This window comes from Pseudomonas sivasensis, from assembly GCF_021391435.1.
GTDB lineage: Bacteria > Pseudomonadota > Gammaproteobacteria > Pseudomonadales > Pseudomonadaceae > Aquipseudomonas > Aquipseudomonas sivasensis.
On sequence record NZ_CP090029.1, the window covers coordinates 1,808,088 to 1,829,302 of the forward strand.

The 21,215-nt window shown below is 59.1% G+C and carries 14 protein-coding genes; 6 read left to right on the forward strand and 8 right to left on the reverse strand.

The features are described from left to right. Positions 1-33: 33 nt before the first annotated feature. From LRO94_RS08150 to LRO94_RS08160, 3 genes are all read right to left on the reverse strand, one after another. Positions 34-1,212 (reverse strand): vWA domain-containing protein, encoded by a 1,179-nt coding sequence (locus LRO94_RS08150; protein ID WP_095184104.1) that lies wholly within the window; start codon positions 1,210-1,212, stop codon positions 34-36. Then, entirely contained in the window at positions 1,212-2,057 is an 846-nt protein-coding gene (locus LRO94_RS08155) for an AAA family ATPase (RefSeq protein WP_003210690.1), read from the reverse strand. The genes LRO94_RS08150 and LRO94_RS08155 overlap by 1 nt, the downstream gene beginning before the upstream one ends. A 183-nt stretch (positions 2,058-2,240) precedes the next feature. Further along, the gene (locus LRO94_RS08160; RefSeq protein ID WP_122755744.1) at positions 2,241-3,317 is read right to left on the reverse strand and encodes a DUF748 domain-containing protein; all 1,077 of its coding nucleotides are present in this window, start codon (positions 3,315-3,317) and stop codon (positions 2,241-2,243) included. A 124-nt stretch (positions 3,318-3,441) separates the two neighbouring features. Here LRO94_RS08160 and cysK point away from each other — a divergent pair, with 124 nt between their 5' ends. Both cysK and LRO94_RS08170 read left to right on the forward strand, forming a co-directional pair. Continuing rightward, complete coding sequence (gene cysK, locus LRO94_RS08165; RefSeq protein WP_179179396.1) at positions 3,442-4,416, forward strand: cysteine synthase A; 975 nt, start codon at positions 3,442-3,444, stop codon at positions 4,414-4,416. Positions 4,417-4,561: 145 nt separating this feature from the next. Next, on the forward strand, positions 4,562-5,500 hold the full coding sequence (locus LRO94_RS08170) for an aspartyl/asparaginyl beta-hydroxylase domain-containing protein (protein ID WP_032888770.1): 939 nt from the start codon (positions 4,562-4,564) through the stop codon (positions 5,498-5,500). Between the two features lie 157 nt (positions 5,501-5,657). Here LRO94_RS08170 and acnA read toward each other — a convergent pair whose 3' ends face one another. Beyond that, positions 5,658-8,399: an aconitate hydratase AcnA gene (acnA, locus tag LRO94_RS08175; protein ID WP_122755745.1), complete on the reverse strand. Its 2,742-nt coding sequence runs from the start codon at positions 8,397-8,399 to the stop codon at positions 5,658-5,660. A gap of 190 nt (positions 8,400-8,589) precedes the next feature. Between acnA and rlmM the strand changes: the two genes are divergently transcribed. Beyond that, positions 8,590-9,666 carry a 23S rRNA (cytidine(2498)-2'-O)-methyltransferase RlmM gene (gene rlmM, locus LRO94_RS08180; protein ID WP_032888775.1) on the forward strand — a complete coding sequence of 359 codons (1,077 nt, stop codon included), beginning with the start codon at positions 8,590-8,592 and terminating at the stop codon, positions 9,664-9,666. 13 nt (positions 9,667-9,679) lie between these two features. Beyond that, complete coding sequence (tusA, locus tag LRO94_RS08185) at positions 9,680-9,931, forward strand: sulfurtransferase TusA (protein ID WP_032888777.1); 252 nt, start codon at positions 9,680-9,682, stop codon at positions 9,929-9,931. Here tusA and LRO94_RS08190 read toward each other — a convergent pair. Further along, positions 9,928-11,322 (reverse strand): MATE family efflux transporter, encoded by a 1,395-nt coding sequence (locus LRO94_RS08190; RefSeq protein WP_032888778.1) that lies wholly within the window; start codon positions 11,320-11,322, stop codon positions 9,928-9,930. The genes tusA and LRO94_RS08190 overlap by 4 nt on opposite strands. A gap of 256 nt (positions 11,323-11,578) precedes the next feature. Between LRO94_RS08190 and pdxB the strand changes: the two genes are divergently transcribed. Continuing rightward, complete coding sequence (gene pdxB / locus LRO94_RS08195) at positions 11,579-12,721, forward strand: 4-phosphoerythronate dehydrogenase PdxB (RefSeq protein ID WP_179179395.1); 1,143 nt, start codon at positions 11,579-11,581, stop codon at positions 12,719-12,721. A 53-nt stretch (positions 12,722-12,774) separates the two neighbouring features. Here the strand turns inward: pdxB and LRO94_RS08200 are convergent, their stop codons facing one another. Then, entirely contained in the window at positions 12,775-12,948 is a 174-nt protein-coding gene (locus tag LRO94_RS08200; protein WP_164440445.1) for a PA1571 family protein, read from the reverse strand. 243 nt (positions 12,949-13,191) lie between these two features. On the opposite strand from LRO94_RS08200, the gene LRO94_RS08205 reads away from it, so the two are divergent. After that, on the forward strand, positions 13,192-14,958 hold the full coding sequence (locus LRO94_RS08205) for an ABC transporter transmembrane domain-containing protein (protein ID WP_099601402.1): 1,767 nt from the start codon (positions 13,192-13,194) through the stop codon (positions 14,956-14,958). Between the two features lie 22 nt (positions 14,959-14,980). Here LRO94_RS08205 and LRO94_RS08210 read toward each other — a convergent pair whose 3' ends face one another. Both LRO94_RS08210 and LRO94_RS08215 read right to left on the reverse strand, forming a co-directional pair. After that, positions 14,981-18,883, reverse strand: a complete 3,903-nt coding sequence (locus LRO94_RS08210; RefSeq protein WP_179179394.1) for a hypothetical protein — start codon at positions 18,881-18,883, stop codon at positions 14,981-14,983. Between the two features lie 209 nt (positions 18,884-19,092). Next, the gene (locus tag LRO94_RS08215; protein ID WP_032888785.1) at positions 19,093-21,021 is read right to left on the reverse strand and encodes a transglycosylase SLT domain-containing protein; all 1,929 of its coding nucleotides are present in this window, start codon (positions 21,019-21,021) and stop codon (positions 19,093-19,095) included. Positions 21,022-21,215 lie beyond the last annotated feature (194 nt).

A 21,215-nucleotide genomic window follows, 5' to 3' on the forward strand; every position in this document is an offset into this window, starting at 1 on the left:
ACATGAGATCTCCTGCATTATTTGGCTCGGCGCTTATTTGGAGAGGAAGCGCATCCCTTCTTCCAGCCCGCGCAATGTCAGCGGATACATCTGATCCTCCACCAACTCCCGCACAATCCCTGTTGACGCGGTGTAACCCCACGTATCCTTGGGATACGGGTTTATCCAGATCAGCTTTTTGTACTTGGCCATGAAGCGCTGCATCCACACATACCCCGGCTCTTCGTTCCAGTGCTCGACGCTGCCGCCGGCCTGGGTGATTTCATACGGTGCCATCGATGCATCGCCGATAAAGATCACTTTGTAGTCGGCGCCGTACTTGTGCAGCAGGTCTTGAGTGGAAGTGCGCTCCGAGGTGCGGCGCTGGTTGTTCTTCCACACCGACTCGTACACGAAGTTGTGGAAGTAGAAATATTCCAAGTGCTTGAACTCGGTCTTGCAGGCCGAGAACAGCTCTTCGCAGATCTTCACGTGGGCGTCCATCGAGCCGCCGATGTCGAACAGCAGCAACAACTTGATGGTGTTGCGCCGTTCCGGGCGCATCTGGATATTTAGCAAACCGGCGTCGCGGGCGGTGTGGTCGATGGTGCCGTCGATGTCCAGCTCTTCGGCCGCACCCTGGCGCGCGAACTTGCGCAGGCGGCGCAGGGCGATCTTGATATTGCGCGTGCCCAGCTCAACCTGGTCGTCGAGGTTCTTGTACTCGCGCTGGTCCCAGACTTTCACCGCCTTGCCCTGGCGCTTGCCGGCGTCGCCGACGCGAATGCCTTCGGGGTTGTAGCCGCCGGAGCCGAACGGGCTGGTGCCGCCGGTGCCGATCCATTTGTTACCGCCCGCATGGCGTTCTTTCTGTTCTTCCAGGCGCTTTTTGAATTCCTCGATCAGCTTGTCGAGGCCACCAAGGGATTGGATCTGCGCGCGTTCTTCATCGCTCAGCGAACGCTCGAATTCCTTGCGCAGCCAATCTTCGGGGATCAGCGCCTGCAAATGGTCGTCGAGCTTTTCCAGGCCGTTGAAATAGGCACCAAACGCGCGGTCGAACTTGTCGAAATGCCGCTCGTCCTTGACCAGGATCGCCCGGGCCAAGTAGTAGAACTCGTCCATGTCGGCGAAGGTCACGCGCTGCTTGAGCGCGTTGATCAGGTCGAGCAGCTCGCGCACGGACACCGGCACCTTGGCGGCGCGCATCTCGTTGAACAGGTTGAGCAACATTAGCGATTACCGCGACGGCTCATGAACGCCAGACGCTCCAGCAGCTGCACGTCTTGCTCATTCTTGACCAAGGCACCGGCCAGCGGCGGGATGGCTTTGGTCGGATCGCGCTCGCGCAGCACCGCTTCGCCGATGTTGTCGGCCATCAGCAGCTTGAGCCAGTCCACCAGTTCGGAGGTGGATGGCTTTTTCTTCAGGCCCGGTACTTTGCGCACGTCGAAGAACACGTCCAACGCTTCGCTGACCAGGTCCTTCTTGATGTCGGGGTAGTGCACATCCACGATCTTTTGCAGGGTGGTGCGGTCGGGGAAGGCGATGTAGTGAAAGAAGCAGCGGCGCAGGAACGCGTCCGGCAGCTCTTTTTCGTTGTTGGAGGTAATGATGATGATCGGGCGTTTCTTGGCCTTGATGGTCTCGTCGATTTCGTAGACGTAGAACTCCATCTTGTCGAGTTCTTGCAGCAGGTCGTTGGGGAACTCGATGTCGGCCTTGTCGATTTCATCGATCAGCAGGATCACCCGTTCTTCGGACTCGAACGCTTCCCACAACTTGCCTTTTTTCAGGTAGTTGCGCACGTCGTGCACCTTGTCCACGCCCAACTGCGAGTCACGCAGGCGGCTGACCGCGTCGTACTCGTACAAGCCCTGATGGGCCTTGGTGGTGGATTTGATGTGCCAGGTGATCAGCTTGGCGCCGAAGGATTCGGCCAGTTGCTCGGCGAGCATGGTCTTGCCGGTGCCCGGTTCGCCCTTGACCAGCAACGGCCGCTCCAGGGTGATGGCGGCGTTGACGGCCAGTTTCAGGTCATCGGTAGCCACATAGGCCTGGGTGCCTTCGAACTTCATCGGTGTTTCCTCGCATTCATCAATGCCGGGACTATACCGCGCAGCCCCGGCGACTGTGAACGCAGACGGGTTATTCAGTCTCTGAATGACCAATGTGGGAGGGGCTTGCCCCCGATGGCAAGGTTTCAGCCAACAGACTCATTGGCTGATCCGCCGCCATCGGACCAAGCCCCCCCTCACATTTTAATCTGCGCTGGGTTTGGGCTGTTCATAGCGCGCATTGAACGCCTGGATAAAACCATTGCGCAAAATCGCTAAAAACGCAGAGAACGCGCTGGCATCCTTCTGATGCACGCTGCCACTGAGTTCGACGCGGGTGGCAAATTGGTTTTTCTGTTGGTTCTTGAGCACGGTCTCGCTCGCACCCACCACGGCCTCCCAGATCGAACGGAAAATGTTCTTGTCCTTGTTCTCCACGTCTTGCTGCCAGTCAAACACCTGCACATCCCTTAGCAGCGGTTTGATATAGCCAGTCAGTTGGCCTTTTTCGGCCTGGGCTTCGATGACTACATCGCCGGTGCCGGCCTTGAAGTCGAACTTACCGTAGGCCGAGGCAAAGTCATTCATGCGCTTGAGTTGCAGGTCTTTGGCGCGGAAACGAAATTCGAAGTTCTCAAAATTGCTCAGCGGGTCGAAGGTGGCGCTGGCTTCCAGCGGGGCCTGGCCTTGCAGCAGGGCTTTGCCGTCGAAGCGGGCGTCGCGCTTGCCTTTGACGTCAACGACGTTGGTCAGGTTATAAAAGCTGGCGTTGACGTTGGTCGCGTCGATCTTCACCACGGGTTTGGAACTGAAGTTATGGAAGGCAATCTTGCCCTCTTCGATACGCACTTCATCAAGGGTGATCGGCGCCAGCTTGCTCAACTGCTCGCGCCAGTCGGTGCCTTTACCGGTCTGAGACGCCTGCTTGTTAGCGCCGCCGTCGACGAAATTCACTTCAGGCTCGATAAAACGCATTTTGGCGACCACTGCATGGTCGTACCACAGCGAATGCCAGCTCACCGCCAGGTCGATCAGCGGCGCCTTGACGAACGGTACCGGCACTTTGCCGTCGACCTTGATGATCTCAAGGCCGTTAATCCGGTAGGCGCCGCGCCACAGCGCCAGGTCCACGTCGGTAATTCGGCCTCGGTAATCGCCCATGTCGGCGAGCTTGTCATTCAGATAATTACGCACTAAGTAGGGCAGGGCGATGCTTAAGGCAACCATGACCACCAGCAATCCGGCGACGGTCCATAGTGGCCAGCTGTAGCGACGTTTCATCGGGCAGTTCTCCTTGCAGGTAAAACATGGACTGCCGCGAGCCGAGCAACGTTCCTCTGACTGGACGCTTTGCAGTACGAGGCATACCCTTATTGCCTTCTTGAAATTGCCTATAGGACCCGTCATGAGCCGCATTTTTGCAGACAACGCGCACTCCATCGGTAACACGCCCCTGGTGCAGATCAACCGGATCGCCCCCCGTGGCGTGACCATCCTGGCCAAGATCGAAGGGCGTAATCCGGGTTACTCGGTGAAGTGCCGCATTGGCGCGAACATGATCTGGGACGCAGAAAGCACCGGCAAACTCAAACCGGGCATGACCATTGTCGAACCCACATCTGGCAACACCGGCATCGGCCTGGCGTTTGTCGCCGCCGCCCGTGGTTACAAGCTGCTGCTGACCATGCCGGCGTCGATGAGCATCGAGCGCCGCAAGGTGCTCAAGGCGCTGGGCGCCGAGTTGGTCCTGACCGAGCCGGCCAAAGGCATGAAAGGCGCTATCGAAAAGGCCGGCGAAATCGTCGCCAACGATCCAGCCAACTACTTCATGCCGGGCCAGTTTGAAAACCCGGCGAACCCCGAGATCCACGAGAAAACCACCGGTCCGGAAATCTGGAACGACACCGACGGCGCGGTCGATGTGTTGGTAGCGGGCGTGGGCACCGGCGGCACCATTAGCGGTGTGTCGCGCTATATCAAGAACATAGCGGGCAAGCCGATTCTGTCGGTGGCCGTGGAGCCGATTGTGTCGCCGGTGATCACCCAGGCGCTCGCCGGTGAAGAAATCAAGCCCAGCCCGCATAAGATCCAGGGCATCGGCGCCGGCTTTGTGCCGAAAAACCTCGATCTTTCGATGGTTGACCGCGTCGAGTTGGTGACCGACGACGAATCCAAGGCCATGGCACGGCGCCTGATGCAGGAAGAGGGAATTCTGTGCGGTATTTCCTGTGGCGCAGCGATGGCCGTGGCCGTGCGCTTGGCCGAGAAGCCGGAAATGCAGGGCAAGACCATCGTGGTGATCCTGCCGGACTCCGGCGAGCGCTACCTGTCGAGCATGCTATTCAGCGATTTGTTTACCGAGCAGGAAAACCAGGCCTGATGAGCGTTTGGGGTTGATGTGTGTCAGCCCCGTTACCCTGGGCCTTCTGCATACTGGCCCAACTGTTTATCATGGCTGGCTGCTACGTCTGGTTTCCCCGTGACGGGAAGTTGTTGGCCAGACGCTTATTTCCAGGAGTTGCTGCATGACCTTTTCTTTGGCCGCCAAACTGTCGGTGTTGCTGCTGTTTATCGGTAGCACGCTGTATGTACACCTGCGCGGCAAGGCCCGTTTACCGATGTTGCGCCAGTTCGTTAACCATTCGGCGCTGTTCGCCCCCTATAACGCCTTGATGTACCTGTTCTCGGCCGTGCCGTCCAAACCTTACCTGGACCGCAGCAAGTTTCCGGAACTGGACGTGCTCAAGGACAACTGGGAAGTGATCCGCGAAGAGGCCATGCACCTGTTCGACGAGGGTTACATTCGCGCCGCCGAAAAGAACAACGACGCCGGTTTCGGTTCGTTCTTCAAAAAGGGTTGGAAGCGTTTCTACCTCAAGTGGTACGACAAACCCCTGCCATCGGCCGAGGCGCTGTGCCCGAAAACCGTGGCCTTGGTGAGCAGCATTCCTAACGTCAAAGGGGCGATGTTTGCGTTGTTGCCGGGCGGCAGCCACCTCAACCCGCACCGTGACCCGTTTGCCGGTTCCCTGCGTTATCACTTGGGCTTGTCCACGCCGAACTCCGACGACTGCCGCATCTTCGTCGACGGCCAGGTGTATGCCTGGCGTGACGGTGAGGACGTGATGTTCGACGAAACCTACGTGCACTGGGTGAAGAACGAAACCGAGAAGACACGCGTGATCCTGTTCTGCGACATCGAGCGCCCGCTGAGTAATCGCGTGATGACCCGCGTCAACCGTTGGGTCAGCAAGCAACTGGGCCGCGCCACCGCGCCGCAGAACCTGGATGACGAGCGCGTCGGCGGCATCAACCAGGCGTATGCCTGGAGCAAGACCTTCAGTGACAAGTTCAGTGGTGTGGTCAAACAGTGGAAGCGCAAGCATCCAAAGGCTTACCGCATTGCGCGGCCGGTGCTGGCAGTGGTCGTTCTGGTGCTGTTGTGGAAGTGGCTGTTCGGCTGATCTGAAGCGTTAAACGCGGTCAAAGTGTGGGAGGGGGCTTGCTCCCGATGGCGGTATGTCAGTCAGAACATCTATGACTGATCCACCGCTATCGGGGGCAAGTCGAATCGTCGCACCGCCCCTCCCACATTAGTTCTCCATTGCTTTTGAGATCGCCTTACGACGCAATCAACTGCCGCAGCACATAGTGCAAAATCCCCCCCGACTTGAAGTATTCCACTTCATTCAAGGTGTCGATCCGGCACAGCACCTCGACCTTCTCGCGGCTGCCATCCTCGCGGGTAATCACCAGCGTCAGGTTCATCCGCGGCACGATCTCCACCTCGCTCAGCCCGAGAATATCGATCTTCTCCTTGCCCGTGAGCTTCAGCGCCTTGCGGTTCTGATCCAGCTTGAACTGCAATGGCAACACACCCATGCCCACCAGATTGGAACGGTGGATCCGCTCGAAGCTTTCGGCGATCACCGCCTTGACCCCCAGCAGGTTGGTGCCTTTGGCCGCCCAGTCGCGACTGGAGCCGGTGCCGTACTCTTGACCTGCAATGACCACCAGCGGCGTGCCCGAAGCCTGGTATTTCATTGACGCATCGTAAATCGGCATCTTCTCGCCGGTGGGGATGTACAGCGTGTTGCCGCCTTCTTCGCCACCGAGCATTTCATTGCGGATGCGGATATTGGCAAACGTGCCGCGCATCATCACTTCATGGTTACCGCGGCGTGAGCCGTAGGAGTTGAAGTCCCGCGGTTCGACGCCTTGCTCGCGCAGGTAGCGGCCAGCGGGGCTGTCGACCTTGATATTGCCGGCGGGGGAGATGTGGTCGGTGGTGACTGAGTCGCCCAGCATCGCCAGCACGTTGGCGCCCATGACGTCTTTGATCACCGGCAACGGGCCGTCGATGTCCTCGAAGAAGGGTGGATGCTGGATATAGGTGGAATCCTTCTGCCACACGTACGTCGCTGCCTGGGGCACATCAATGGCCTGCCACTGCTCGTCGCCGGCAAACACCTCGGCGTATTCCTTGTGGAACATGCTGGTGCTGACCTGCGCCACGGCGTCGGCAATTTCTTTGCTGCTTGGCCAGATGTCCTTGAGGTAGACCGGGTTTCCGTCCTGATCGTTACCCAACGGCTCGCTGCTGATATCGATGCGCACGGTGCCAGCCAGCGCATAGGCGACCACCAGCGGCGGCGATGCCAGCCAGTTGGTTTTCACCAATGGGTGCACGCGGCCTTCGAAGTTACGGTTGCCCGACAGTACCGAGGCCACGGCGAGGTCGGCCTTCTGGATGGCTTTTTCAATCGGCTCGGGCAATGGCCCGGAGTTGCCGATGCAGGTGGTGCAGCCATAGCCCACCAGATCAAAGCCTAGGGTGTCCAAGTATTGAGTGAGGCCTGCCGCCTTGTAGTAGTCGGTGACCACCTTGGAGCCGGGAGCCAGTGAGGTCTTCACCCACGGTTTGCGCGTGAGGCCTTTTTCCACGGCTTTTTTCGCCACCAGCCCGGCGGCCATCATTACGCTGGGGTTGGACGTGTTGGTGCAGGAGGTGATGGCGGCGATCACAACGGCGCCGTTTTTCAGGCGATAGGTCTGGCCTTCGTATTCATAGTCGGTTTCGCCCACCAGGTCGGCGTTGCCCACGGCCACACCACCGCCGCCTTCACTTTCCAGGCGGCCTTCTTCCTTGTTGGTGGGTTTGAATTGCAGGTCGAGGAAGTCGCTGAAGGCCTGGCCGACATTCGGCAGGGCCACACGGTCCTGTGGACGTTTTGGCCCAGCCAGGCTGGCTTCGACGCTGCCCATGTCCAGGGCCAGGCTGTCGGTGAACACCGGTTCCTGACCGGCATTGCGCCATAAGCCTTGGGCCTTGGTGTAAGCCTCGACCAGTTTCACGGTTTGCGCCGGACGACCGGACAAACGCAGATAATCCAGGGTGACGTCATCCACCGGGAAAAATCCGCAGGTGGCGCCATATTCCGGGGCCATGTTGGCGATGGTAGCGCGGTCGGCCAAGGGCAGATCGGCCAGGCCGTCGCCGTAGAACTCGACAAATTTACCCACCACGCCTTTTTTGCGCAGCATCTGGGTCACGGTCAGCACCAGGTCGGTGGCGGTGATGCCTTCCTTGAGTTTACCGGTGAGCTTGAAGCCGATTACTTCCGGGATCAGCATCGACACCGGCTGGCCGAGCATCGCCGCTTCCGCTTCGATGCCGCCCACGCCCCAGCCCAGTACGCCGAGGCCATTGATCATGGTGGTGTGGGAGTCCGTGCCGACCAATGTGTCGGGGAAGGCGTAGGTGCGGCCGTCCTCGTCCTTGGTCCAGACGGTGCGGCCAAGGTATTCCAGGTTGACCTGATGGCAGATGCCCGTGCCCGGCGGCACCACGCTGAAGTTGTCGAAGGCGCTCTGGCCCCAGCGCAGGAAGGCGTAGCGTTCGCCATTGCGCTGCATCTCGATATCGACGTTTTCTTCGAAGGCGTCGGCATTGCCGAACTTGTCGACCATTACCGAGTGGTCGATCACCAGGTCCACGGGGGAGAGCGGATTGATGCGCTGCGGGTCGCCCCCGGCCTTGGCCACGGCGGCGCGCATGGCGGCCAGGTCGACTACGGCGGGTACACCGGTGAAGTCCTGCATCAGCACGCGGGCGGGGCGGTACTGGATCTCACGGTCGGACTGGCGCTCTTTGAGCCAGGCGGCAATGGCCTTGAGGTCTGCGCCGGTGACGGTCTTGTTGTCTTCCCAGCGCAGCAGGTTTTCCAGCAGCACCTTGAGCGACATCGGCAGCTTATCCAGGTCGCCCAGGCTCTTGGCGGCTTCGGGCAGGCTGAAATAGTGGTAGGTCTTGTCGTCGATTTCTAAAGTTTTAAGGGTTCTCAGGCTATCAAGGGATGACATTACATGACTCCTTATGGTCCGCACGGCTACGGACCTGACGGGACGAACAGAGCTTTAAAACTAGCGCTGTTTTCATTAGCAGGCTAATAACTGGACTCTATGGGCAAGTCCAAGGTTCCGAACTCGGCTATCATGCGCGCGTTTTCATGACAGGCATTGCGATCGAGCAAGCCAGTTGCCAGGAGATTCAATGAACACCCTTTTTATGCACTGCCGCCCGGGTTTTGAAGGCGAAGTCTGTTCCGAGATCGCGGAACACGCCGCGCGTCTGAACGTTTCCGGCTACGCCAAAGCCAAGACCGGCAGCGCCTGCGCCGAATTTGTCTGCACCGAAGAAGACGGCGCCCAGCGCTTGATGCACGGCCAACGCTTTGCCGAGCTGATCTTCCCGAGGCAGTGGGCGCGCGGGGTGTTTATCGACCTGCCGGAAACCGATCGCATCAGCGTGATCCTCGCTCACCTGCGTGAATTCCCGGTGTGCGGCAGCCTCTGGCTGGAGATGGTCGACACCAACGATGGCAAGGAACTGTCGAACTTCTGCAAGAAATTCGAAGTGCACCTGCGCAAAGCCCTGCTCAACGCCGGCAAACTGGTGGACGACCCGAGCAAGCCGCGCTTGCTGCTGACGTTCAAGAGTGGCCGCGAAGTGTTCATGGGGCTGGCCGAGTCGAACAACTCGGCGATGTGGCCGATGGGCATTCCACGCCTGAAATTCCCGCGTGACGCGCCAAGCCGCTCAACCCTCAAGCTGGAAGAGGCCTGGCACCACTTTATCCCCCGCGACCAGTGGGACGAGCGCCTGCACGGCGATATGACCGGCGTCGACCTCGGTGCCGCGCCGGGCGGTTGGACTTGGCAACTGGTCAACCGCGGCATGTTGGTGACGGCCATCGACAACGGCCCCATGGCCGAAAGCCTGATGGACACCGGCCTGGTGCAGCACCTGATGGCCGACGGTTTCACTTTCGTGCCCAAGCAACCGGTTGATTGGATGGTGTGCGACATTGTGGAGAAACCCGCACGCAACGCCGCGCTGCTGGAAACCTGGATTGGCGAAGGATATTGCCGCGAGGCGGTGGTGAACCTGAAGTTGCCGATGAAGCAGCGTTATGCCGAAGTGAAGCGTCTGCTGGAGCGCATCGAAGAAGGTTTCAAGGCGCGCGGCATCCGCGTGGAGATCGGTTGCAAGCAGCTTTACCACGACCGTGAGGAAGTGACGTGCCACCTGCGTCGGCTGGTGGATGCGAAGAAAACCAAGGCCCGTTAACGAGGAGTAATCAATGAGCGATATTAACGACAGCCCCGTAGACGGCGTTCTCGATGCAACAGGCCTCAACTGCCCGGAACCGGTGATGATGCTGCACCAGCACATCCGGGATCTGCCGGCAGGCGGCTTGCTCAAAGTGATCGCGACCGACCCGTCAACCCGTCGCGATATTCCCAAGTTCTGCGTGTTCCTTGACCACGAATTGGTGGATCAGCAGGAACAGGCCGGCACTTACCTGTACTGGATTCGCAAAAAGGCCGACTAAGCGCGCGCCTTATCCGCCCGGATACGCCGGCGTGCACTGCGCGCCAGGCGTACCAGCAACATCCCCGCCGCACAGCTCAGGCCCACGATCAGCCCTTGCCACAAACCGCTTGGGCCGCTGGGCGCGCCGAGCCAGTCAGTCAGCCCCAGTGCGTAGCCCACCGGCAATCCCACGCCCCAGTAGGCGAACAACGTCAGCACCATGGTCACCCGGGTGTCCTGATAGCCCCGCAATGCGCCAGCGGCAGTGACCTGGATCGAGTCCGAGAACTGAAACAGCGCCGAGAATACGATCAGCGTCGACGCTAGGTGGATCACCACCGGGTCCGGGGTGTAGATCGTCGCGATCTGCTCGCGAAACAACAGCATCAGGCTGCACGACAGGCAGGCATATGCCAGCGCGGTGCCCATGCCGACCCCGGCGGCGAAGCGCGCTTCACGTGCTTCGCCACGCCCCAGGGCCTGACCGACGCGCACGGTGACCGCCATGCTCAGGGAGTAGGGGATCATGAACACCAGGGAGCTGACGTTCAGTGCAATCTGATGCCCGGACACCACCGTGGCGCCGAGGCTGCCGAGCAACAGGGCGATCACTGCAAAAATGCTCGACTCGGCAAAGATCGCGACGCCAATCGGCAGACCAATCCCCAATACACGCTTGATCACGGCCCATTGCGGCCAATCGAAGCGTTTGAACAATTCACTGCTCTGATAGGCCGGGCCCCAGCGCGTCCAGACGGCCAGGCCGAGCATCATCACCCACATCGCAATGGCGGTGGCCCAGCCACAGCCCACGCCGCCCATGGCCGGCACGCCAAAGTGGCCGTAAATGAAGATGTAGTTCAGCGGAATATTCAGCGCCAGGCCGACCAGGCCCATGACCATGCTCGGTCGCGTACGGCCCAGGCCATCGCTGAAACAGCGCAGCACGTAATACAGCGCAATCGCTGGCATCCCCGCAGCGATGCCGTGCAGGTAGCCCATGGACGGCACGATCAGGTCAGGCTCGACCTTCATGGCATGCAGGATCGGTTCGGCGCACAGCAGCAGCAATCCTCCGAGGATCCCCACGACCACCGCCAGCCACAAGGCCTGGCGCACCAGCGGTCCGATTTCGCTGAATTTGCCGGCACCGTAGCGCTGAGCGACTTTTGGTGTGGTGGCCAGCAGCGTGCCGCTCATCAGCAAGTACACCGGGATCCAGATCGAGTTGCCCAACCCCACTGCCGCCAGGTCCTGGGGGCTGACACGTCCGGCCATCACCGCGTCGACAAAACTCATGGCGGTGGTAGCCAGTTGGCCGATCATGATTGGCAGAGCGAGCGTCAGCAGGTCGCGCACTTCCCGACTGATACGGGCGGGGCGGGTGAGGGGGGTGGCGGCAGTGTTCACGTGCGGGTGTCCAATAGAAAATAGCGCAAGGACGGCGGATTCTACGCCTTGACACCATGGTCAGGAAAAAACCTGTGTTAGGGATTTGTAAGCGACCTCCCAGGGCACCGCATATCCCTGGTGGGAGGGGGCTTGCCCACGATTGCAGAGTGTCAGTCACTGGATAGTCGCAGACACACGGCTATTCGGGGGCAAGCCCCCTCCCACATTGCAGATCGCATCCCTGTACACTGCTGATCCGCCAAAGGAGCCTGCCATGCTGATTGTTGCCGACGAAAATATCCCTCTGCTCGATGCCTTCTTCCAAGGATTTGGCGAGATTCGCCGGGTGCCCGGCCGTTCCCTTGATCGCGCCACGGTCGAGCAGGCTGACGTACTGCTGGTGCGCTCGGTGACTAACGTCAATCGCGCGTTGCTGGAGGGCTCAAAGGTGCGTTTTGTCGGCACCTGCACCATCGGCACGGATCACTTGGACCTCGACTACTTCAAGCAGACCGGCATCCAATGGTCCAGCGCGCCTGGCTGCAATGCCCGTGGTGTGGTGGACTACGTGCTGGGCAGCCTGCAGACCCTCGGCGAGATCGAAGGCGCCGACCTCAACCAACGCACCTATGGCATTGTCGGCGCCGGTGAAGTGGGCGGGCGGTTGGTCAAGGTGCTCAAAGGCCTGGGCTGGAATGTCCTGGTGTGCGACCCGCCGCGGCAGATCGCCGAAGGGGGCGACTATGTGAGCCTGGCGCAGATCATCGAGCAGTGTGACGTGATCAGCCTGCACACGCCTTTGACCAAGTCCGGCAATGGCTCTACCTGGCATTTATTCGACCGTCAGCGCCTCGAACAACTCAAACCCGGCACTTGGCTGATCAACGCCAGCCGTGGCCCGGTAGTGGACAACGCCGCCCTGCGCGAGGTGCTGTTGGAACGCGAAGACCTGCAAGCGGTGTTGGATGTGTGGGAAGGCGAGCCCGAAGTGGATGTGGACCTGGCCGACCTATGCGTGCTGGCCACACCGCATATCGCCGGTTACAGCCTGGAAGGCCGCCAGCGCGGCACGGCGCAGATCTACCAGGCGTTTTGCGCGTACCTGGGTCAGGAACCGAGCATTCAGTTGAGTGAGCTGTTGCCTGCGCTGTGGTTGGCTGAAGTGCACTTGAATGCCTCCACCGACCCGGCCTGGGCGCTGGCGACCTTGTGCCGCAGCGTGTACGACCCGCGCCGGGATGATGCGGATTTCCGTCGGAGCCTGGTTGGAACTGTGGAAGAGCAGCGCAAGGCGTTCGACCTGCTGCGCAAGCACTATCCCGAGCGTCGCGAGATTGATGGCTTGAGCGTGCGCATCAATGGGGAGTCGGCGGCGTTGTCGAAGATCGTGTCCGCACTGGGCGCGGTAGCTGTTTAAGCGCCCATAAAAAACCCGGCCATCGAGGCCGGGTCTGAAAGAGCTTGGGCGCTTCAGCCTTGCTGGGCAGGCTTGACCAGTTTTTCTTCCAGTTCGCGGCACGCTTGCTGGATCATTTCTTCGGTGATCTGCACCTCATGGCCTTGGGCGTCGATGACGGAGCAAGGCAACTGCTGGGGTTGGCGGATCACTTTAATTTTGGCATCGCTGCTGTTTTGCAAGGTCATGGCCTGTCTCCTCATCAGGTTGTATACCTACTTTAAAACCCCCGCGTGACCGCGCTGTTACAACTCCCTGCACGACCACCGGTTCGAATACTCAGTCCACCAGAAACGGCGGCCGATTTCCAGCCGGGCATTAGACCGATAGCCTCTAGGGATGAGTATCGGCGGGCATAATTAACCTGACTCATTGTTATTTGCCCAAGTTCCCCCAATGTTGGGTACAGGTTCCTCATCGGTGATGCCCCTATGTTCTCAACCCGTCAACGCCGCGCGATTCGCCTGGCCAGCCGTTTTATCGCGCCATACCGCTGGCAGGCGCTGGGTGCGTTGCTGGCGCTGATCGTTACCGCCGGGATTACCTTGTCCATGGGCCAAGGCATTCGCCTGCTGGTAGACCAGGGCTTCATGACCCAATCGCCACACCTACTCAACCAGTCCATCGGCCTGTTCATGATCCTGGTGCTTGGCTTGGCGGTGGGTACTTTTGCGCGGTTTTACCTGGTCTCCTGGATTGGCGAGCGAGTGGTGGCGGATATTCGTCGGCAGGTGTTCAACCACCTCATCTACCTGCATCCCGGCTTCTATGAGAACAACCGCAGTTCGGAAATCCAGTCGCGGCTGACCACCGACACTACCTTGCTGCAATCGGTGATCGGCTCGTCGCTGTCACTGTTCCTGCGCAATGCCTTGATGGTCATTGGCGGCATCGTGTTGCTGTTCGTCACCAACCCCAAGCTCACCAGCATCGTGGTGGTTGCATTGCCGCTGGTGCTGGCGCCGATCCTGATTTTCGGGCGCCGCGTGCGTAGCCTGTCTCGCCTGAGCCAGGACCGCATTGCCGATGTGGGCAGTTATGTGTCCGAAACCCTTGGCCAGATCAAGACCGTGCAGGCCTATAACCACCAGGTTCAGGACGAGCAGCGCTTTGCCGTGACCGTGGAAGAAGCCTTTGCCACCGCGCGTAAACGCATCGCCCAGCGCGCCTGGCTGATCACGCTGGTGATCATGCTGGTGCTCGGCGCCGTGGGTGTGATGTTGTGGGTCGGCGGCATGGACGTGATCAGTGGGCGCATTTCCGGCGGCGAACTGGCGGCGTTCGTGTTTTACAGCCTGATCGTCGGCAGCGCGGTCGGCACCCTGAGCGAAGTGCTCGGTGAGCTGCAGCGTGCAGCCGGTGCAGCTGAGCGGATTGGTGAGCTGTTGCAGTCGACTAATGAAATCCAGGCTCCGGCAACCGATACCGTGAAATTGCCCGAGCGGGTCAGTGGCCGTATGGAGCTGCAAGATCTGCGCTTTTCCTATCCCTCGCGACCTGACAGCTACGCTATCGACGGGTTGAACCTGACCATCAACCCCGGTGAAACCCTGGCACTCGTCGGCCCGTCCGGCGCGGGTAAGTCGACGATCTTCGACCTGCTGCTGCGTTTCTACGATCCGCAGCATGGCCGAATCCTGCTCGAAGGCCATCCGCTGACCGACCTCGACCCCCTGGACCTGCGCCGCCACTTTGCCCTGGTGTCCCAGAGCCCGGCGTTGTTTTTCGGCAGCGTCGAAGAGAACATCCGCTACGGCAATCCCTCAGCTACCCGCGAGCAAGTCGAAGCCGCTGCACGCATCGCCCATGCTCACGACTTCATCTTGCAAATGCCCGACGGCTACCAGACCCACCTCGGTGATGGCGGGCTGGGCCTCTCTGGTGGCCAGCGCCAGCGCTTGGCCATCGCCCGCGCGTTGCTGGTGGACGCACCAATCCTACTGCTGGACGAAGCCACCAGCGCTCTGGATGCGCAAAGTGAACACTTGATCCAGCAGGCACTGCCGCAATTGATGCAGGGCCGTACTACGCTGGTGATTGCCCACCGCCTGGCGACGGTGAAGAACGCCGACCGCATTGCGGTAATGGACCAAGGCAAATTGGTTGCGGTGGGCACGCATCAGCAGCTGATTGCGAGCAACCCGTTGTATGCGCGGTTGGCGGCATTGCAGTTCAATAGTGGTGCGCAAGCGCAATGACCTGCTATGCCTGGCACCAGTGCTAACGGAAGTAGACAGGTTTGTACGAAACCCTAGTGTCCACATAGTGTTTGGGCTCGCCCAGAAGCGCCACGTTCATCTTTATCTTGCTACCGTGAGTCTTGACAACGTGCTGGGTGACTTTCCCTACAAAGGCCTGATACATGTTCATATCTGCCAGCCGCTCGGCGTTTTTAGCAGAGATGCCGGGGCTGATCTCGTTGATCCGCGCAATCAGGTCGTCTCGCGCGGCCGTCAATGACCTAGAGCCGTGTTGCATTGAAACCGAGCCCTCGAACGCCTTCACCGGCCGGTTGATCTCCTTTTGCAGCAAGCTGCCGAAGGCGCGACTGCCACCCTCGCCAGAGTAGCAAACCAATAGCCGCACATTGTTAAAGGCGCTGGGGTCGACGCCTTTCGTGTTCAACAAAGCGACCAAGTCTTTGGCCGAGTACGCGGTATTGTCGATAACGATGCTGCTTCCACGGTTCAAAAATCTGTCCAGTCGGCTGCGCTCAAGACCGTGGGCGACAATATTCAGGCGATCAACACCTTTATAGGTGTCGACGAACACATGCATTTCATTGGCCACAAGTTTGAGGTCTTTCATCGTGCCTTTCATTTGTATGACGTTGTCATAGGCCAGACTTTTTTCGAAAGACACAGGTGCGGTTGCAGGTGCAGGTTGACTGCCTGTTGCGGCTGAAATTGGCCGATGATTGTCGGGTGAGAAGTTATCCAGTTTCTTCCCGTAAGCTGTGTTTTTATTCACGTCATAGTGCAGCCAGTGACCGGTTTTGTTATCCAGTTGGGCGGTTACTCGGCTGGGTTCGAGTGCACCGGGGGCGCGATAAGTGCCTTCCGCTATGTCGGCTCGTTCGGCAAACGCGCGCAGTTGAGCGTGATCCATCGTGCTCTGCGACAGTTGCCGTGCATTAAGGGGTTTCGTGCCTGCGGCCAGCCGGGCACTGCTGGCCGGCGCGCCCGAGGCTTTACCCAGCACGCCGCGACCTATTCGGCTGCTCGCCATGGCCACCCGGGTCGCGCCTCTGGGACCGCCAACGGCACTCGCGCCTCTGCCCAGGGCCGAGCCGGTCAAGTACATCACTCCGTCAAACAACAGATCTCCCAGTGCCGCCAAGGGGTCTCCATTGATCAGGTTTTTAACGGCAGACGCCCCAGGTATTAGCCCTACAATTATGTTGAACAGGGCTTTTTCCTTATCGGCCTCTTCATCGAATGTCGTGATGCTTTTGGTCAGTTCCAGTAGTTGCTCAAAGTTTGATTCCGGATTGGAGTAATTGACTACCGTATTGCTGATATAGGCGCTGCGCGCGCTGCTGAACGAGGCAGGGATGGTCACTGGCAACTGCCTGGCCCGTTGTTGTACTGCATCTTGGGAGGCGCTTGGTTTGACTTCATGGATCGCCGTATTTGTCCATTTTGAACCTTGATGGCTGGGCACCTTGACCCAATCTCCTTGGGGGCCTTCCTTAAAGTTTGTCTTCAGATCGTCACGTTTATTTATCTGGCCTTTTTGCGCTGATATTTCATAAAACTCCAGGTTTCCGTCGCGCTCGGTCTGGAAGATCAGTGCCTTTTGCTCTTTCGGCTGGCTGGGTACTTTATCTTCGTCATTAATTGTGAAACCTGGGAGGTTGCTTTCATAACGGCTGACCTGACCCTCTATGAATATACGAATGCTGCCAAACTCAAGATTCTGGCGATCTTCCAGAGGAAGTTTCGCAAGCTGGTTTTTTATCACGCTCGCCTGTGCTTTTTTGGTGCCTTCCGCATAGTCGACAAAGGCTTGTTTATGCAGGGATTTTGCGTCTGGCAAGTGAGCAAGACGGGCAATCATGCTGGGGGCAATCGTGTTGTTATCGGATACCCAATTAGAAAACGGATTGACTTCGGGTTTTGAAAGATAAAAGTCCAGTAGCGAATATTTTGGCTGCGTGGAGCTAGCAAGGTTTCCGTGGCCTCTGCCGCGGGGGCTATTATCGCGAAAGCATTTAAGTTCGTAGGGAAGCCCCTCGCCGAATTGTTGCTTGAGTTGCTGTAGCGCCACATCGCGTTGGGTCGGCACCTTACTGGCAAGTTGCTCGACGGCTTGTTGCAACGTTGAAGTTTTGTCAGCGAGCGCGCGCTGGACCCGATCAATGTCAGCCTGAGGATAGTTCCCGTCATCGCGGGGCACGAGTTCGCCGTTGATCTTGCCCCACTCAATAAGCGCCGCTCGCGATGTCACTTGCTGAATGGCCTGCCCCTCTTGCGAAATCGGGTCCAGGGCATCTCTGGCACACACTTGCGCAAACGTCATCTGCATCGTGGCACCAGGGCTATAGGCCTCGATCCGCGTCACCGCCGCTTTGAAACTCACCCACGCCGCCGATCCCAACGTAATGCTGGCAGGAACGTTTTTGACCAATAACTCCGGCGCTGTACGCGAAAGCAGCATTTGTGCAGCAATGGGCGCCATGTCCGGCGAGGCTCTGTTCAGTTTTATCAGGTGGTCAATGAACGCCTGCTTGATAGTTGCGAGGGTCTGCCCCATGAAACGTCCGTCGGCCAGATTGAAACCCGCGAGATGATTGAGTTGCGGGCCAAACATGCTTTCTGGGTCCAGAGTGGTAGCGATGGCAGTCAACAGCCAGTCATGGCTAGAGCTGGTCTTCCAGCCATCCCCCATCTTTTGGTGCAAGGCGGCTTCGAGTTCGATGGCTTTTGGTGTGTTGATGATTTTTTCGATGACTTTAAGTGGGTCGCGCAATTCGTTTTGGGAAATGTGCAGGTGGCTTGTGAGATAACCCAAAACTCCCCGTGGGTTTTGGGGCTCCGTTCTTTCCTTCACCAACGCCGGTAGTTGCAGGTTGTAGTGAAAATGACTGTAAACGCTCTTTTGGTCGTGGTCGCTCAGCGGGGCCGGCCACGAGATCGCCCCACCCAGGCTGCCTAGGTGTGGTGCCTGCAACGGTGGGGCATTGAGCGTGCTGATCATGTTCTCCAGTGCTTCAAGCGTGCTGGGCAACCGCCAGTTATTTGCCAGGATAAATTGCTCAAGTGTCACGGTGCGTCCAGGGCCGGTTTCGGGGCCTTGGCCGAATGACGAGTGCGGGTGCACCTCTATCGTTGTGTTCTTTAACCGCTCCTCAATCCCCTCAGTACCATAGCGCACAAGGCCCTTGAGCTTTTCGCAGAGCGCGCGCGTGTCCACCAAGTCGCCAAGGGCGGTCCGCTCTGTATTGAGCTTGCCCGTATTGGCCGGCCCATCCTCGACCTTGTTCGGAACCGCGTTGGCGGCGTTTTTGGTGAATGTCTGGGTCTGCTGCAGCTCTGCTGTCCGTGACGTCGTGAGGGGTACCGATTCACCGTGAAAATTCGCCACCACTTCAAAGGGCGCAGATGTGGGGTCCGATGCGGACAGACGAAGGGGGCTGTTGCCCGCCGCCACGACGTTGGCGGCGCGAAGAATCGGCGCCACAACGACCGGCCAGAGCGGGTTTTCATCCGTTGCCCTGAACACCTCCCGGCGCCCATCAGTCATGGTGAAGGTGATCTCGTCACGCAGACTGATCATTAGGGGTTTGGAAAGATTAATGTGCCTTTGCGTTGCCCATTCGACGAATTGGGGATGCTTGAGCAGCGTATGCAGGTGCGTCCACCACTGGCCGAAGGTCGAACTTGGCGGGATACCCTCAACGCTCTCGATGCCATCGTACGATGGGCCGGTTTTCGCCGATCTGGCTGATACGGCGGCAAACAGCACGGCCAATTCCTGATCGGCCTTGGCTTGCGGCGTTTTGCCGGCATCTTGATCAGGCGTGTGCGGCTTTTCACTCTTGATCTCGAAGAGTGGCGGGGGGGTGATGATGTTGGTCGCGGGCTGAGTGTTTATGCGGCTGCTGATGGACGTGAGTGTCATGTCTGAGTTTCTCTCTAGGCCATTTTGAAGTCAGTCACTCAGAGATGATTTATCGACTGAGCTCGTGGGCTGAGTGAACATCAGACTTTTCGCGTTCCATCATGTTTTTTCTGTATGTGTATTTCCCCGGGCGATCAGAATATTTGCAGCCGTGGAAATGAAAATGCCCGCATCTTTCGATGCGGGCATTTTCAGAGTGGCTTCAGACCTTACTGGTCATCAAAATAGCGCTCATGCCAATCCACAAGCGGCTGTGGTGAGTTGAGTTTTTGCCCGTAGATCACCGAATAAGACAACACGTTTTGCACATACTGACGGGTTTCGTCGAATGGGATGCTTTCCACCCATACATCGAAACTCAAGTGATCCGCTCCGCGCAGCCACTGGCGCACGCGGCCGGGGCCGGCGTTGTACGCGGCGGAAGCGAGCACGCGGTTGCCGTTGAACTGGCTGTGCACCTGGCTCAGGTAGGCGGCGCCGAGCTGGATGTTTTTGTCCGGGTCCAGGACCTGGGCCGGGGAGGCCAGCGGGATGCTGAATTTGCGCGCGGTTTCCTTGGCGGTGCCGGGCATCAGTTGCATCAGGCCGCTGGCGCCTACGCCGGAGCGGGCGTCGTCCATGAAGGCGCTTTCCTGGCGGGTAATGGCGAATACCCAGCTCGAATGCAGGCCCCGCACCTTGGCTTCACGCACCAGGGTGTCGCGGTGGGCCATTGGGAAGCGGATATCCAGATCGTCCCAGTACTGGGCCTGGCTAATGGTGCGGATGGCCGGGAAGTACCACTTCATGTCGTACGCCAGCTTGGCCTGGGCGACCATCTCATCACGGTTGAAATGACGGCTGACGTGGTACCACTCGCGGCGGCCATCCACGATCTGGCCACGGGCGTAGAACTCCAGAGCGCGACGCACGCCGGGTGTGTTACGCACTTTATTGACCAGCGCCTGACTCATCACCAGCGGCTTGTTGTTCAACTGGTACGGAGCCTTGGAGCGGTCGGCGGCGAGGAAACCGTAGAAGTCCCGTTCCCGCGAAAGGTTCTTGTAGAGCACCAATGCTTGCGGGTTCTTCGGCTCAGCCAGTTCGAGGCTGCGCGCCTGCCAGTAGCGCCAGCGGTTGGAGGTGGCCAAGTCTTGTGGGAGTTTGCGCGTCAACTGGTAGGCATCTTCCCAGCGCGCCAGGCGCAACAGCAGGCGCAGGCGCCATTCGGAGACGGTGTTGTCGCGCAGTTCCGGGTCGTACTTGGTCATCACCTCAAGGGCGCGTGGGTCGAAACGCTTGGCCAGGGTCAGGCCGATTTCACGGGCGATTGCCACTTTTTCGTCACGGGAGAAGTGCATGCTGCTGGCGTAACCGTCGAGCAGGGCCATGGCTTTGTCCGGGTCCTGGCGCGCCAGGCGGCGCAGGCCCAGGCCTACGGCATCCGACATAGCCTCGGTGGCCGGCTGGAAGCGCGATGGATCGCTTAGCATGTCGGGCTTTTGCGCCACGTCCACCATCAGGCGACCTTGGGCACCGAGGGTTGGCAGGGTTTTTACCAGGCTGTTGGCCAGCGCGTAGTTGCGCGCTTCGGCGGCGAGTTTGGTGCGGTCCCAGATTTTCTGTTCGGTGAGTTGGCCGTCGGCGGCCCACTGCCCAAACGTGGCATCACAGGCGGCGGGTTGGGATTTGCCGGTCATCCACAGCTTTTCGGCGGTCTTGTAGCCTTCGGCCTTGAGGTTGTGGGTGAGCTGGTATTGGCCGTGCAGGCAGTCCAGTTCGACGAAATTGAGTTTGGGGTCGTAGTACTTTTCAAAGGTTTGCCAGTCGCCACGCTCGGACAGCCAGCGCAACCAGCGCAGTTTCATCCAGTTCGCCTGGGGCAGGTCGCCGTTTTTGGCCAGGAACTGCTCGATTTCCTGGTTACTCGCGGTTTTCAGGCGCGCAGTCAGTTCGTCGTAGGCCAGGTACGGTGTAAGCGGATAATCGGCCAGGGCCTGGCTGTATTGCATGTACGGGCCGGTATCGCCCTTGGCCAGAGCGCGCTTGGCTTCATCGTAATATTGACGTTGGGTGGTGAGGTCCACGGCCTGGGCGGATTGAACGGCGGTGGCGGAAAGAAGCAGACAAGATAAAAAGTTGAAAAGGCGACTGCGCATGAGACGTCCGTGCAGAGAAATCACGACTAGCGCCGGCACTGCCGACGCTGATTGCCCCTAGCTTAGCCTTTTGCCAGCGACCGGCGAAAGCTTTGCTGGCCGGTTCGTTCAGGTTTACGGGAAATGTCCTACAGAACGTGTCGGCCTTGAAAATGCTGGCCGCATCCGACCCTCAACTCAGGTAGAATGCGCGC